We start from the raw sequence: 17,549 nt of genomic DNA on the forward strand, positions 1-17,549 counted from the left end.
GAAGAAGATGAAGGATCTGTAGGTACAGGATCACTTGGATCAGAGGGCGCTGACGGAGAAGGTGTTGGTGTAATAGGCACAGAGGAAGAAGATGAAGGATCTGTAGGTACAGGATCACTTGGATCAGAGGGCGCTGACGGAGAAGGTGTTGGTGTAATAGGTACAGAGGAAGAAGATGAAGGATCTGTAGGTATAGGACCACTTGGATCAGAGGGCGCTGACGGAGAAGGTGTTGGTGTAATAGGCACAAAGGAAGAAGGTAAAGGATCTGTAGGTACAGGATCACTTGAATCAGAGGGCGCTGACGGAGAAGGTGTTGGTGTAATAGGCACAGAGGAAGAAGATGAAGGATCTGTAGATACAGGATCACTTGGATCAGAGGGCGCTGACGGAGCAGGTGTTGGTGTAATAGGTGTAGGTAATGGAGTGGGAACAGGGTCTGTAGGTGTAGGATCTACCGGCGCAGAAGGTGAAGGTGGAATAGGTAAAATTGTAGAAGAATCTTGTTTAGGACTAATATAAATACCCTCGAGACGAAAATCCCAAAAGTCCCGATCTCCTGCAACTAATCTATTCATAGGATCTGCTTTTCCAAAAGAAGAACTTGGGCCATAAGCACGAAGACGATATTGATAAGGCAAACCATTTATTGCAGTATAATCGCCCATTAGTTTAAAAGAATCTTCACGCGCATATCCAGAAACTTGGATAAGTGAAATACTGTTGCTTCCTTCACCGCTTACTTCCTTTTCTGAAGTTTTGGAAAAATTTTCCATCACGAGCAGTGTAGTGCCAGAAACATCTCCATAGATCAAAATACGATCGGTTTTTTGAGAATCAAACAAACCATCATCATTCAAAAACGTACTGAGCTTAATCTGAACATTACCCTCCGCATTGTATGCCTCCTTGTATCGTTCATTCCCGATACGCAATGTTTGATAACCGCTGGATACATCCCGATTGAAAATAAATGTACTATCAGAAAGACTCACAGATGAAAGTGATGAATCTGTAAAAACAGAACCCTGCAAACCTTTATATTTGCTTTTTGTGAGATACCAAGTAGAACCACGCGTTAATTCTAATCTAGCAGTAGAAGTATCTTCAACGTGCACACCCCCTGTAAGGGAAGAAGCGCTTGCTTTAATAGATATAGAAGAGTTCTTTTCAGCTTTTAATAACAAATCACCAGAGATCTTTGTTGCTTCTGATAAATCAAGAGAAACACTAGCTCCATAACCGCCCTGCCCAGTAACATAAATAGCTGTACCATCTGGAACTGTGAAAGTTGTCTGTTTTAAACGAACAGATGCCTTTCCCATAGTGATTCTTGGCTCTTTTGAAACACCTTTTTGTCCATAATATTCGGCCACTGTGTTTGGATCTAATAGATTAAAATACAGACCATAAGCCCCCTTTCCCTGCACAGAAATATTTGAGCTCTCAATCTCAATATTTGTCTTCTTAAAAGCGTCTGATAGATCATAATTATGAATAGGCTGGCCTCTACTATTTACAAAAGCTGAAAAATTTTTAACCAAAAAGCCATGCATATCATTAAGCACAATAGAACTATTCCTCAATTGAACAGCGCCACCTTGAAATATGTCAAAAGCCTCTGGTAATTTATCGACACTTTCATTATCAACTATAGAAGTGTATTTTTTCCCTTTTCCCTCAATCGTCATGTTATCGAGAAGATATCTCCCCCCAAACTTTGTTGAAAACGCGCCAATCTCATTAAAAGTAACAGTGCTACCTGACATCCTAACAAATGCATTAAGACCACTTACAATCCCTATACCATTCGCATTCAAATTGTCTGGTTTAATCTCAACATTGACACGAACTAAAGCAACATTCGCCTCTTTCCCCGATGCATAAACAGCGTGCGAAGTTCCCTCAATCTTCCCGTCATTCATCTGAATAACTCCATTTAGAACACGAAGACCGGGGATATCCTTAAAATTTGAATCCGTTAGAATAAGCTTTCCGCCATCTTGTACGAATGCACCATATTGAGATATTTCATCTGAATTATCACCCGTAACAGTTATACGAGACGCATTAACAATTGTGCCTTGCTTTCCTACATATATAGCTGCAATAGGCGCAGCTTCCTGAGAATTTTTTAAGTAATAAACTTTATCTGCGAGAAAGTGTGTTTTTCTATCATCGCATCTATAAAATGGAGCCTCTGGATCACATAAACTTCCAGCAGCTTCAAGATGGAAAATTTGCAAAAAATAAAGAATAGCTGTTGTAAAAGTGCATAAAAATGTATGATTATAAAATACATTAACCATCATTATTCATTACTCATATTTATCAAAGAATAACAATCATATAATATATAGTATAAACTTCATAAAATAAATATACAATAAATAATTAATTTAGTGATTAATATAATGCTTATATACTTATATATAAATTATTCTATATTTTATGGATAACTAAAAATGATATTGTAATCTACCGGAAAAGCTCATTCCAGAAAACCCTGCTTTTGTCAGTCCATGCTGATAATTTATATCTCCATGAAGTACAAATTTCGAAGATAATTTGGCATTAAAACCGATCCCCGCTTCTAAAGAAGAACCAAAATCACCTAATTGGAAATCGTTTTTAAAAGAAACAAATTGCTTATCTTCAAAACTATGCAAATAAGAAAGCTTACTATAAAAAGAAATGGCACGTCCCTTTTCAGAAACATTAAGTGTCTTGCTTAAACGCCCACCAACACGCCCCACCCATTGATGAAATTTTCCTAAATCAACATCAATATTATCAACATCATGTGCCGGATTAAACTGAAGATGCTGATAAACAACCTGAATCTGCGGATCAAAAACAACACCTTTATACCCTGTTGCAAACGTTCTGCCACTTGTTAAAGAACCGCTAAACTGTTTACCCTTTAACGCTACAACCTTGCCCCGTGCTAGTGTCAAAACATCTCCCTTAAAAAGTCCATACGATAATACTCCATCGATATAAAAACCCGTATTATGCTGTAAACTTCCATAGGCTCCAACAGACCATTTATCAAATGCGCTTTTTTTGCTTTGTTCAACATCCTCTGGGGTTAGAGAAAGATTTCCATAATTCCCCAAAGCCCCAAAGAATGTACGACTGTATAAACTCTCAATCTCGTTTAACAAAACACCTGCTTCGAGTGCACTATAATTCAGCTCAGCGTTATAGCCATATTCAAAAGCAGATAAATTGGAAGCATAATGATGACTACCACCATAAGCATGCAGAAAAAAGGCTGTCTTTTCATCATCCTTCCAAGAGGAATGAAAAGCATTCCGCATTGTCTCTACCGTCTTATTTTGCGTGGTCATATCCACTAAACCAGCATGAAATAAGGTATTTGGCAAAAGAAGATAAGTTGGCAATTGAGGAACAACAGCTCTAATTTGGAGATTAGACTGAACATTAAGCGACACAGGAAGATTAGACGAAGTTTCAACAGGGTCAGAAGATGTAGAAGAAGAAGGTGTGGCAGATGTCAATGACGTAGGAAGTGGATTGGGAGGCGGAGAATCTAAAGGATGAGATAATGAAAACGAAGCCAGTTTAATAAATGGACCATTATAAGTACCTATTCTAGAAGAAATATAGATACCTTCAAGACGGAAATCCCAAAAATCCCCCTCACCTTCCACTAATCTTTGCTTAGCATCCGCTTTTCCAAAGGGCGAATTCGGACCATAACCACGAATACGATATTGATAAGGAAAACCTTTCACTGTAGTATAACTATCATAACCATTGGCGAGTTGAAAAGAACCTGCCTGCGCTGTTCCAGCAACTTGAATAAGTGAAATGCTTTGATCTCTTCCTTCATGGACTTCTTTATTTGCAGCTTTTGGAAAATTTCGCACATGAATGAATGTCGTTCCCGAGACATCACCAGAAATCAATATACGATCGGTTTTTTGGGGATCAAACAAACCCTCATCACTCAAAAATGCACTCAACTTAATCTGAGCATTTCCCTCAGCACTGTAAACTTTTTTATCTTTTGATGCGAGAATTCTATCTCCTGCGCCTATATCCGGCCTTTTTCCAATGCGTAGCGTTTGATAACCATTCAATATATCTTCATCATAAAAGATCAGTGTACTATTGGAAAGACTTAGAGAAGAAAGAGATGAAACAGATTCCCGTAAACCATTGTATTTACTTTTAGTAAGATACCATGTTGAATAACGGGTTAACTCTAAATCAATAGTTGATTTATCGTCAACACGCGTCCCTCCTGTCAGAGAAGAAGAATTCGCTTTCACCAATAGAGAAGCGTTGTTTTCAGCTTTTAACAACAAATCACCAGAAATCTTTGTTTCATCAGATAATTCAAGAATACCTTCAGCCCTATAGCCTCTATTTCCCTTCGCATAAATCGCAATACCATCTGGAACTGTCATATTTGTCTGTGATAAATAAACAAATGCCTTCCCCGTGAGAACTTTTTGGGTTTCTAAAACTTTTTCATCATCTCGTTGCCTAGTCATCTTAGCAAGCTCTTCTGGAGCTAAAACATTAAAATACAGACCATGTACTCCCTCCCCTTTCACAGAAATATCGTTTTTTTCTATCTTAATACTTGTATTCTTAAAGCCATCTGGCGAAACATACTTTTGAATTAATTTGCCATTGTTTTCTACATAACCTGAAAAATTTTTAATCAAGAATGCGTGCATATTGTTAAGATGAATAAAACCTTTTTTCAAATAAACATCACCTCCTTGAAAAACCTCAAAAGCTTCCGGCAATACCCCCATAGCGCCATCACCATCTGTTCTAGCTTCCTCCCTCCTTCCTTGCCCCGTAATACACATAGTATCAAGAATATAGCGCCCCCCAAACCGAGTTGAAAATGAGCCAATCTTATTAAAATTAACGGTACCTTCTGACATTCTAACCATTGCATCAAAACCACTCATAATACCGATCCCTTTTACCTTCAAATTATCTGGCTCAATATCGATATTCACACTCTCTAAAGCAATATCCGTTTCTTTCCCCCATGCATAAATAGCATGTGAAGCACCCTTAATTTCCCCTACTGTCATGCTAATAACTGCATTTTGAGCACGAAGAGCAGGTATGTCCTTGAAATCTGCAAATGTTAGATTAAGTTTTCCACCATTTCTTACATACGCCCCATAGGCAGATATTTTATCTGGATTATCGCCATAAACTGTTATCTGAGAGGCATTAACAACAGTGCCTACTTTTTCTACATATATAGCTGCAATAGGCGCAACCTCCTGAGAATTTTTTAAGTAATAAACTTTATTTGCGAGAAAGTGTGTTTTTCTATCATCGCATTTATAAAATGCCTCTCCTGCATCACTTGAAGATCCTGCAGCACTAACATAAGCAACCTGAAAAAAATAAAGAATAGCTGTTGTAAAATTGTATAAAAATGCATGTTTGTAAAATACATTTATCACCATTCTTCCTTACCCCTATTTATTAACGAAGAACAATCACATAATGTATATTATAAACTTATTAAAATAAATATACGATAAATATTTAACTTAATTATTAATATAACACTTATATACTTATATATAAATTATTCTATATTTCATGGATAACTAAAAATGATATTGTAATCTACCGGAAAAGCTCATTCCAGAAAACCCTGCTTTTGTCAGTCCATGCTGATAATTTATATCTCCATGAAGTACAAATTTCGAAGATAATTTGGCATTAAAACCGAGCCCCGCTTCTAAAGAAGAACCAAAATCACCTAACTGGAAATCATTTTTAAATGAAACAAACTGTCTATCTCCAAAACTACGCATAAGATAAAGCTTACCATAGAAAGAAATAACACGCCCCTCTTCAAAGGGCGCAAGAAACTTAGTTAAACGCCCACCAGCACGTGCCGTCCATTGATTAAATTTTCCCATATCAACATCAATACTATCAACATCACGCACACCATCAAACTGAAGATGCTGATAAATAAGCTGAAGCTGTGGATCAAAAACAAAACCATTACGCCCTATTGCAAATGTTTTACCACTGGTTAAAGAAGCACTTGACTGTTTACCTTTTAATGTTGCGACCTTACCCCGTGCAAGAGTGAAAACATCACCCCTAAACAAGCCGTAAGATAACAACCCATCCATATAAAAACCCGCATCATGTTGCAGACTTCCATAAGCAGCAACGGACCATTTATCAAATGGACTCTTTTTGCTCTGTTCAACATTTAGAGGATGGAGAGAGAGGTTTCCATAAGTTCCCATCACCCCAAACAATGAGCAACTCTCTGAACTCTCAATTTCTTTCAATAAAACGCCTGCTTCCAGTGCACTATAATCGAGTTCGGCTCCATAGCCATATTCAAAAGCAGAAAGATTTGAAGCATAGTGATAGCTTCCACCATAACCACGGATAAAAAATGCTGGATTTTCATCACTCTTCAAAGAACCTCGAGAAGAGCTTCGTATTGCCTTCAATTTTTTATTTTGAGAGACAAGATCCATCAAGCGGGTATGGAATAAAGCATTTGGTAAAAGGAGATAAGTTGGTAACTGTGGAACAACCGCTCTAATTCTTGGCTCGGACTGAATATCAAGCCTAACAGGAACAAACACAACTGGTGTAGGTTCAACTGGAACAGGCGGAGTGGGAACAGGATCTGTAGGTATAGGATCACTTGGATCAGAAAGCTCAAACGGAGTAGGTGTTGGTGTAACAACTGCAACTGGAGAGGAAGAAGCTGAAGGATCACCTAACTCAGAGGGCGTAGACGGAGAAGAGGCAGGTATAACGGCTGGAGATAGAGGAGTGGGTGCCGAATCTTTAGATGAAGATTCTACTGACTTAGATAACACAGATGCAGAAGGCTCAGAACTAACAGAAGTAGATGGCACAGACAACTCAAATGGAGAAGACGTAACCGGAGAAGATAGCTCCAGCACAGTTTCTACAGGGAAAGATCTAACTAAATCAGACGGCGATGCAGGCATTGATTGTTTAGGTAAAGTTTCAACTGAAACAGAAGGAGATGGTATAGGCTTAAAGTCAACAGGAGCAGATGGCACAGGCGACTCGGACGAAGGAGGTGTAGAGAAAACAGTTGGAACAGGTGTAGAAATACCCTCCGTAGAAGAAAGCTCGGTTGAAAAAGACGACTCATCTGAAGAAGCCGTAGGTGGAGCAGACGGCATAGGTGGTTCAGGCATGGGAGCCAAAGAAGGAGATGTAACTGAATCAGATGGTGCAGATATGGATTCTATATGAGAAGTTTCAACTGTATTAGCAGAAGGAGTAAAGATAGAATCCGTAAAGGAATTTTCAACTGGAGAAGATAGCTCCAACATAGGTTCTACAGAAAAAGATCTAGCTAAATCAGACGGAGATGCAGACATAGATTGTTTAGGTAAAGTTTCAACTGAAACAGAAGGAGATGGTATAGACTTAAGGTCAACAGAAGCAGATGGCACAGGCGACTCAGACGAAGGAGGTGTAGAGTAAACGGTTGGAACAGGTGTAGAAATACCCTCCGTAGAAGAAAGCTCGGTTGAAAAAGACAACTCATCTGAAGAAACCGTAGGTGGAGCAGACGGCATAGGTGGTTCAGGCATAGGAGCCAGAGGAGGAGGTGTAACTGAATCAGATGGTGTAGGTATAGATTCTATATGCGAAGTTTCAACTGTATCAGTAGAAAGCAATGGTACAAATGTAGAATCGAAAGGAGGAGAGGACGGTAAAGATACTTCAACAAAAGGAGGCGTAGATGGAGTGGAAGTAAGATCCGTATGAACAGGTTCAATAGTCTTAGTTTCAGAAGAATCAACTTTGGAACTCACATAAATACCTTCAAGGCGAAAATCCCAAAAGTCTCCATTGCCTGCAACTAATCTATTCTTGGGATCTGCTTTTCCAGAAGAAGAACTTGGACCATAAGCACGAAGATGGTATTGATAAGGAAAACTACCTATTGTAACATACCCACTGGCAAGTTGAAAAGAATCTTCACACGCGTACCCAGAAACTTGAACAAGTGAAACACTTTCACTTCCTTTATCACGGACTTCTTTTTTTGATTTTTCGGAAAAACCTTCCACTTGGAGAAGTGTAGTCTCCCCCGAGACATCACCATAAATCAAAATACGATCAACTTTTTGAGTATCAAATAAACCATCGTCATTCAAAAATGCACCGAGCTTAATCCGAGAATTACCCTGTGCACTATATGCATCCTTATGGACTAGTCCGTATAATGCTATCAACTCACCTTGTTTACTTATATCATCTATATCATCTATAATCGTTTTTTTTCCAATGCGCAGTGTTTGATAATTATTGGATATACTATTAAAAACAATAGTACTGTCTGAAAGACTTATATATGAGACGGATGTATCTATAGAAATACCTTCTTGTGAATCTTCGTTTTTACTTTGGATGAGATAATATTTACTTTGGGTAAGATACCATGTCGAGCCACGCGTTAACTCTAAATCAACAGTAGATGTATCTTCAACACGAATATCTCCTGTAAGCGTAGTGTCCCTAGCTTTTACGGTTATAAAGGAGTCGTATTGAGCTTTAAATAACAAATCACCAGAGATTCTGGTTCCTTCCGATAATTCAAGAGTAGCTTCAGCTCCCAAACCTTCAGGCCCCGTAGCATAAATAGCAATACCATCTGGAACTGTAAGAGACGTCTTTGACAAATAAACTGATGCAGTTCCCAGAACAATTTTTTCTGTTTCTGAACGTTTTTTATCATCTATATTCAACATATCAGCCCATCGATCTGAATCTAATGTATCAAAGTACAGACCATGTACCCCCATCCCATGCACAGAAATATTTGATCTCTCAATATTAATATTTGTTTTCTTAAATTCATCTGATGAATCATAACTCTGAATTAGCTTGCCATTTTTATAGGCATAACCTAAAAAATTTGTAATCAAGAAGCCATGCATATCAGTAAGCAGAATAGAACTATCCCTCAAATGAACAGCTCCCCCTTGAGATATGTCAAAAGCTTCTGGTAATTTATCAACACTTTCATTATCAACTATAGCAGTGTATTTTTCTCCTTTTCCCTCAACCATCATGGTATCGAGAAGATACTTCCCCCCAAATTTTGTTGAAAATGCGCCAATCTCATTAAAAGTAACGGTACCACCTGACATCCTAACAAATGCATCAAGACCACTTACAATCCCTATACCCTTTACATTCAAATTGTCTGGCTTAATCTCAACATTTACACGAACTAAAGCAATATCCGTCTTTTTCCCCGATGCATAAATAGCGTGTGAAGTTCCCTCAATCTTCCCGTCGTTCATTTGAATAACTCCATTGAGAGCACGAAGACCGGGGATATTCTTAAAATTTGAATCCGTTAGAACAAGCTTTCCGCTATCTTGTACGAATGCACCATATTGAGATATTTCATCTGGATTACTACCCGTAACAGTTATACGAGACGCATTAACAATTGTGCCTTGCTTTCCTACATATATAGCAGAAACTGATTTACCTTTAGAAGCGTTTAGAAAATCATAGGTTTTATTTTTGATTACGTGCTTCTTACCATCACTGCATGTATAAAACTGAGCCTCTGAATCACACGAAACTCTAGAAGCGTTAGAATTCGCACTAACAACCACGATTGGAAAAAAAGAAACAGCAGCTGTTGTAAGAGTATATAAAAACTTATAACTTTTAAATATATTAGCCATAACTCTATTACAACCTCTCCCCCCTTATATAAAAGAAGATAACACCTGCAATAACGCTAAGTTAAACATTCGAAAAATGAGAAGTATAAAACTTAAATATTCGTTTTATACTTCATACAAAATTCTATAATTGTGTAAAACTTATCTTATAATTTATGGTTATCTAAAAATGGTAGCGAAGACCCCCAGAAAAACTTACTCCAGAAAAACCAGCCTTGGTAAGCTTGTGCTGATAAGTCACATCTCCATGCAAAGCAAACTTTGAAGACAATTGAGCATTAACACCCAATCCAGCTTCTAGAGAAGAACCAAAAGCCCCTAACTGGAAAGAATCTTTAAAGCGCACAGCTCTTTCTTTGCCAAAATCATGGGCAAAATGAATCTTTCCATAGAAAGAAACATCACGATCTTTTTCAGGTGCAGTAAGAGTCTTTATTAAACGCCCCCCCATACGCACCATCAATTGATCAAGTTTATCCATCTCAATATTAAAATTATCAATATCACGAACCTCATTAAATTGAAGATGTTGATAAACAACCTGAACCTGTGGATCAAAAACAACACCTTCATATCCTGTGGCAATTTTCTGACCACCCATTAAGGAAACACTTAAAGGGTTACCCTTCAATGTTGCAGTCTTACCCCGAGCAGTTGTCAGAACATCTCCCTTAAACAGACCATAGGATAAAAGACCATCAACATAGAATCCTGCATCATGCTGCATACTGCCATAGACTGTAGCAGTCCATTTATCAAATGTACTTTTTTGGCTTTGTGCAACATCTCGAGGCTGTAGAGAGAGCTTTCCATAAGACCCCATAACCCCAAAGGATATAGCACTGTCAACATTTTCAATTTTTTGTAGCAAAACACCTGTCTCTAGCGCATAGTACCCTAGATCCCCTCCATAACCATATTCAAGCGCAGATAAATCTGAAACATAACGATAACTCCCACCATAGCCACGCAAAAATGAAGCAGGATTTTCACGAATTTCCAACATTCCACTAGGATTAGTCCGTACTCTCTCCAACTGCTTATTTTGATTGCTGATATCCATTAAACCAGCATGGAATAAACTATTTGGCAAAAGCAGATAAGTTGGTACCTGAGGAACAACAGATCTTACACCTCGTCGAGACGGAAAAACATTTTCAATCTTAGAAAGACTATCCGCAGAAGACACTGGAACAATATCCGCAAAAGAAACATGTGCAGGAAGTATAGGTTTAGAAGCCACATCAGAAGCCATAGAAGTATGTCTATAATCAGCAGATCTTTGAATATCCGGACTTTCTAGGCGAAAATCCCAAAAATCTCCTTCACCTTCGACAAGCCTTTGAACAGAATTAGCTTTTCCTAAATGAGATCTTGGACCATAAGCATAGAGCTTATACTGATAAGGCAATCCCTCCAATGCAATATAATCACCATCCAACTGAAAAGAACCTTCCTCTGCTTTTCCAGAAACCTGAATGATAGAAATACCCTGGTTATTTCCACCACTCCCCGTTTTTCCTCCTGGACTTCCTGAAACGCTTTTCACATGTATTATCGTTTTTCCTTCAATATCACCATAAATCAAAAGCCTATCAGTTTTTTGATTTCTAATAGTTCCCCCTTTATTTACATATGTATTAAGATAAATATGCGCATCACCCTGCGCTTTATAAACAACACCTTCTCCTTTTCCAATACGAAGTGTCTGATAATCACTCGTTGTATTATCTGTGGGGCTCTCAAAAACAATAGAACTATCAATAAGATGGATCAACGAACTCGATGAGTCACCTATAGAATCAAAGCTTCGTAAATTTTTATTTTTTGGTTGTGATAAAGTCCATTTTGAACCACTTTCTAACAGAAACTCAGCAGAAGAACTTTCATCAATATGCACTCCCCCGACAAGCACAGAATCATTAGCTGAAACCTTTACTAAAGAGCCTCCTTCAGCCTTCAACAATAAATCTCCAGAAATTTCAGATTTTTCTAAAAGTCTAATAAGACCACCGGATTTGTTGCTATAAATAGCTGTACTATATGGAACTTTAAAAGAAGTATTTCCCAAAAACACCTCCCCTCGCATAGGTAAATTCGTCTTTGGCAAACTTCCAAATAAATCTTTCTCCCCCATAAAAATATAGGACTCCTTTTTTACAGAAGCGCTTTCTGTTTGCTTTTTTCCAGCTTTTTCGCCTTCCAAAAAGCGTATGCCATAAGACACATCACTATTTACGGAAACGTTAGAATGTACAATATCAACCCAACCTCCTTTTCCCAGCAATGATACACCGTGGGCATTAGCAACCTTAACGTTACTTGCCCCGTAATAAATAGAACCACCTTCTTGGGTCATCTGAAAAACTGAGCCTTGTTCATGATTGTCTAAATCTATCTCCTGAATACCATTATCGATAATATAAACACCCCATAATCCAACTTTTCCCCATTCTCCTGTATGAACTCCCATACCACGAGACAAATGAATTCCTCCACTTCCTATCTCAACATTTCCATAATTATCCGCCTTTATACCATACTTCCAAAAGTTTTTTTTCAAATCAGTATTTTTATCCGAAATATCAGTAATAAATATATTTTGCCCATCCACCAATGTCCCTGTTCCAGATACTTCTATGGCCGCCTCTTTAACTTGATTTTCATCAGTTTTCTGATAGTTTTTATCATGAATTACATACCTCTTACCATCACCGCACCGAAAAGGTATAACATTTTCAGAACAAACGACATGTTCAAAATAAATTGCATACACATCAACATTATGTGTCAAAAAAAGAAGTGTTGTCGTGAACGTACATAAGGAGAAACGATTTTTAAATAGATTTACCATAATTACACCATAATTCCGCCCATCACAGAGCAATGCATAACGTATCAAGAGATTTAGCCAGAAAATTTAATACGTTTTGGTTTAAAGATAGTGATTTTATTAATATTTTTTGTATTTTATGTAAATATGGAATTAAAAAATTACTCAAAAATACAATCTAAATCTGTTGCTTTTACAAAAAAATTGCAAAAATATAACTGAAGAACGACAGAAAAATCACCTTTAAAGTTGTTATTCCAAAATAGCCTTAATCGGTTGACATGCATTAAAAACGCCTGCTTTAATTGCTGTCTAATCCCACCAAAATGGGTATAATCAACCTCCTTACGATAGAGATATTATATTGAAACAATATGTATTTGTAAGCAGACAAAACATATACCAAAATTGAAAAACAAGAGTTTACCTATGCCTTTTTAAGCAAACTTCGTGGCAAGACAGCCTAATAAAGAGTAGGAATGTGTAAAAATCAGTTCCTATTTTTACTACCTCCTTTTAATGTAACTTGATAACATTTAAACGCATTCAGAGCCGGATCTTTAAAAAGTAAAAGATTATACATGACTTCATCCTGGTATTTATCGCATTCCTTTTAAGAAAACACATTTTCCAAAAACAATATGTCATTATGGTTCTCATTCATCAGTTTTCTCAGATATCTCTCATTTTTGCCATCCCCATTTCACAACGACAGCGGATATAATATAAAGTTCATCGGATATAGCTCTCATTGCCCTTGAGTATCTTCTTTTCCTTTGCCAATTTCTAATATTGTAAATCCTCTCCTCTTAAGGTGATTTTCAAAATTATATTGACTCCTTTCTTAGACGATTATCCCCTTGCCAATCTTACATAATATGCAAAGGAATGCTTTTTATGGGTTCATCATAAGAGCATTGAAAATATTTCAGCATCCTGAATTAAAAAATATCTTTATCAATCGGCATATTATAAATAATATAATCATCACTCTTAAATACGCGTTTTGAAACCATAACGTACAAACTCTTCAAACTTTTCAAAAAAATGAAAGAAGTCCAACCCAAAAGCATATTAAAGATATGCAAAGTCACACTCTCGTAAAAATGCTATAACACAAAATGAATAGAGAATGAGAAAAAGCCACAAGTTATACTTGTGGCTTTTTCAAAGATTAATCAGAAACACCAACAAAACTAGAAATGATAACGCAAACCACCAGAGAAACTAGTTCCAGAAAAACCAGCTTTCGTTAGCTTGTGCTGATAAACCAAATCGCCGTAAAGCGCAAATTTTTGAGACAATTGGGCATTAAAACCTAATCCAGTTTCTAACGAAGAACCAAAAGAGCCTAGCTGAAAAGCATCTTTAAAATGCACAAATTGTTTTCCTTCAAAACCGTGAGCAAGATGAAGCTTGCCATAGAAAGAAACAACTTGAGCCTTATCAGTTGCGACCAGCCTCTTTGTTAAACGCCCTCCAACACGCCCTATCCACTGATGAAGTTTTCCTAAATCAATATCAAAGCCATCCACATCAGGCACTTTATTAAATTGAAGATATTGATAAACAACTTGAACTTGCGGATCAAAAACAAAACCGTTCTCCCCCACCATAAACGTTTTACCAGCAGTCAATGAAGCACTTAAAGGATTTCCCTTTAATGTTGCCGTCTTGCCACGTGCAGTTGTTAGAACATCACCTTTAAACAAACCGTAAGACACAAGACCATCAACGTAAAAACCCGCATCATGCTGCATACCACCGTATGCTGTAACTGACCATTTATCAAATGTACTTTTTTGACTCTGCTCAACATTCAAAGGTTGCAAAGAAAATCTCTCGTAGGCCCCGATAATTCCAAAAGAAGTGGAACCATACGTATTTTCGATTGCTTTCAGCAAAACACCTGCCTCTATGGCATTATAATCAAGCTCGCCGCCATAACCATATTCAAGCGCAGAAAGATTTGAAGTATAACGATGATTGCCGCCATAACCGCTCACAAAAAAGAGAGGATTTTCACGACTTTCTGATAAGCTCCCAGAAGAAATTCGTAAAGATTCTAATCTCTTATTTTGATTGTTCACATTCATCAAACCAATATGACGTAAGGCATTAGGCAAAAGGAGATAAGTCGGAACCTGCGGAACAACAACCCTAACTCCCGGCTTAGGATGAGGCTCCGGAGCTGGTTCTGGAGAAGGTTCTGGTCCTGGAATTGGATCGGGATCCGGTTTAGGTTTAACATCAGAATCTATAGATCTACTTTCAAGGCGAAAATCCCAAAATTCTCCGTTCCCTTCAACTAATCTTTGATCCATGCTTGCTTTTCCCAAATGAGACCCTGGACCATAACTATAAAGCTTATACTGATAAGGTAATTTATCTAATGCTACATAACCACCTTCCAACTGAAAAGAATCTTGCTCTGCTTGTCCAGAAACCTGAATGATTGAAATACCTTGATCATTTCCTCCCCTTCCCGTATATCCTCCTGGACTTCCTGAAACTCCACGCACCTGGAGCTTTGTTTTTCCCGAAACATCACCATGAATTAAAACACGATCAGTCTTTTGATGATCAAGAGCACCACCACTATTCAAGTATGTATTAAGGGAAATAGAGGCACCGTCCCGTGCTCTATAAACTTCACCCTTTCCCTTTCCAATACGAAGAGTTTGATAATCATCAGCAGAAGAAGATTCATCTCTTTTAAAATTAATAGAGCTCTCACCCATAAGACTAACGAGTGAAATAGAAGAATCATGAGCAGCATCATGTTGATCTTTTTGCAACGGTTGTTGTAAAATCCATTTAGAACGGCCTCCCAAATAAAGTTCGGCATTAGAATTTTTATCAACATGTGTGCGACCTTCAAGAGTAGAAGCATCAGCCAAAACTGTTATAGAAGCACCTTCCTCAGCTTTTAATAAAAAATTCCCTGAACGAAGAGTGCTGTGCACCAACCCCACCGCACCAGAAATAATGTTTCTACCATAAAGAGCCGCATCGTCTAAAACAGAAAACTCTGTTTTATCCAAATTAACAACTTCTAATCGTGGTAAAGCTTTTTCTTCCTCTGATGAAATTTCTTCTTTTTTATCCCCACCTTCACTCCATGGCTTCTCTCCCCGCAAATAGATACCATAAGATCCCTTACCCTTTACAGTAACAGAAGAGGATTTCATATTAACTTCAGTCACAGGAATCTTTGAACCAGAATCTTCATTTGATAAATCTTTAACTTCCTGCAGAGGAATAGAATCGACTGTATTTTCTAATAATATGCCATGGACATCCATAGCACGAATAGTAGTCCCCTTTAAATTAACAGCCCCCCCTAAATCCGTATGCACAACCGCACGATCCTTACCTTTGTCACCCTTCCCAGTAATTTTAACATTCTCGAGATTTACCTCCCCACCTAACATCGAAGAAATCCCATGGCTGTTCATAAAATCAACTGATCCACCTGACATCCAAACTTCTGAATGATCATAACTTAAAAGGCTTGCGTTCCCATTAGCGGTCTTAATTTCTGTATCTTCTAAAAGAACAAACGAATTCTCTGTTGCGTCAACACCCTCATTACTTTCCTTAATCTTGCCATTTTTTACCTCAATCACGCCATCACTCGCACGAAGGGCTATAACTGTATTTTTGATAATCGGATCTTTCAAAACAATCTTACCGTTCTCTAATACATGCACCCCCACGAGAAAAATTTTATCAGCAACTTGACTACTAACAGTCACATCCTCCCCACTAACCCTTGTGCCTATTCCTTTTACCGTTATAGCAGTAGGTTCATCAGGATAGAGGGAAGCGTTTTCATTCGTAATCTTATAAGACTTATTATCAATTTTAGACTCCCCTTTAGACTCCCCGCAATTATCGCATATATAATACAACCCATTATAGTAATAAAACCCAGGATTCACTCCTCTTCCATCCGAGTGCTCATTTTTAACCGTATTATCTACATTTTTCTGATATCCGTTCTCTCCATCCACTCCACTCAGCTTACGATAATCGCTCCCCCCACGAATACCCTCATCGTTATCGCCAACATGGATCTGATGAGGAGTATAATAATTCCTCCCCCCACTTTCTCCACTAAGAGGAAGCTTATGCTTATTACTCCCGCTAAGATGAGGAGAAGAATTAGCAGAGACAACTGGGATAACCTTTATAACATAAGGTTTACTATCCTTCCCCTCTGCAGCCGCATACACTTCTCTTCCATTTTGAAGCAAAGAGAGGATAGCTGTTGTACAAGCACATAAACATACATGATTTCTAAAAACTTTAATCATAGTTCCCTCGAAACTTTCCTTCCCCTCTCATTAAAAATAAAAGCACCTGCAAAACATCCCATTGCACACCTCAAAACACGAAAAGTGTAACAAAAAGAACATGCATCATGCTCATCTGAACTGTGCAATGAATTATCCCAATACATTTGGCAGAAGCTCTACGCCAAAACCACCTATAAGAGAATAATTAATAATCGCACTTTATAGGTGTATAATGCATTCTGTATTTCGTGTAAAGAAAAAATAAAATCAGTGCGTGCAATTAATTAAAAAAACAACTAAACCTTGTGACCTTAAAAAATTAATCCACAAGGAGATAAATAAAACAATGAGTTAAATCAGTGGAAAATAAACTCTCAAAAACGAGTTTTAGAAAACATCAAATATTATATTAGATAATATCAATACAGTACCAAAAAGGATAAATTAACGCATACTGGACTGCTGAACGCTTAAAAAGCCGATAAAAGCGAAGCACTTTATCGCACTAAAACAGCATAAATTTTAAGAGAATTCGCTTTAGCGTAGAAAAGCGCTCTCATGCATAAAACAAACTATGTCTTTTTTTGCTCAATCAAGAAGATGAAAAGCTTTTAAGAGCAACACAAGTTGTTACAAAGAAAAAAGGCAGCACATTGTGCTGCCTTTTTTAAA

4 protein-coding genes and 1 pseudogene are annotated in these 17,549 nt (G+C 37.6%); all 5 read right to left on the reverse strand.

All coding sequences use genetic code 11. From position 1 onward, the window contains the following. A pseudogene (locus ACFIJR_RS07890) lies at positions 1-2,312 on the reverse strand (autotransporter outer membrane beta-barrel domain-containing protein); the annotation flags it as partial. A 147-nt stretch (positions 2,313-2,459) separates the two neighbouring features. After that, positions 2,460-5,474 carry an autotransporter outer membrane beta-barrel domain-containing protein gene (locus ACFIJR_RS07895; protein WP_375653938.1) on the reverse strand — a complete coding sequence of 1,005 codons (3,015 nt, stop codon included), beginning with the start codon at positions 5,472-5,474 and terminating at the stop codon, positions 2,460-2,462. A gap of 147 nt (positions 5,475-5,621) precedes the next feature. After that, positions 5,622-9,743 (reverse strand): autotransporter outer membrane beta-barrel domain-containing protein, encoded by a 4,122-nt coding sequence (locus tag ACFIJR_RS07900; RefSeq protein WP_375653939.1) that lies wholly within the window; start codon positions 9,741-9,743, stop codon positions 5,622-5,624. A gap of 163 nt (positions 9,744-9,906) precedes the next feature. Then, positions 9,907-12,597 (reverse strand): autotransporter outer membrane beta-barrel domain-containing protein, encoded by a 2,691-nt coding sequence (locus ACFIJR_RS07905; RefSeq protein WP_375651963.1) that lies wholly within the window; start codon positions 12,595-12,597, stop codon positions 9,907-9,909. 1,175 nt (positions 12,598-13,772) lie between these two features. Next, complete coding sequence (locus tag ACFIJR_RS07910; RefSeq protein ID WP_375653941.1) at positions 13,773-16,895, reverse strand: autotransporter outer membrane beta-barrel domain-containing protein; 3,123 nt, start codon at positions 16,893-16,895, stop codon at positions 13,773-13,775. Positions 16,896-17,549 lie beyond the last annotated feature (654 nt).

The sequence above is a fragment of the Bartonella sp. OD88NMGDW genome, assembly GCF_042193775.1.
GTDB classification, from domain to species: Bacteria; Pseudomonadota; Alphaproteobacteria; order Rhizobiales; family Rhizobiaceae; genus Bartonella; species Bartonella grahamii.

Excerpts from the sequence above, each read along its gene's own strand:
- ACFIJR_RS07895 (WP_375653938.1), bottom strand. The coding sequence starts at position 5,474 with ATGGTGATAAATGTATTTTACAAACATGCATTTTTATACAATTTTACA.
- ACFIJR_RS07900 (WP_375653939.1), bottom strand. The coding sequence starts at position 9,743 with ATGGCTAATATATTTAAAAGTTATAAGTTTTTATATACTCTTACAACA.
- ACFIJR_RS07905 (WP_375651963.1), bottom strand. The coding sequence starts at position 12,597 with ATGGTAAATCTATTTAAAAATCGTTTCTCCTTATGTACGTTCACGACA.
- ACFIJR_RS07910 (WP_375653941.1), bottom strand. The coding sequence starts at position 16,895 with ATGATTAAAGTTTTTAGAAATCATGTATGTTTATGTGCTTGTACAACA.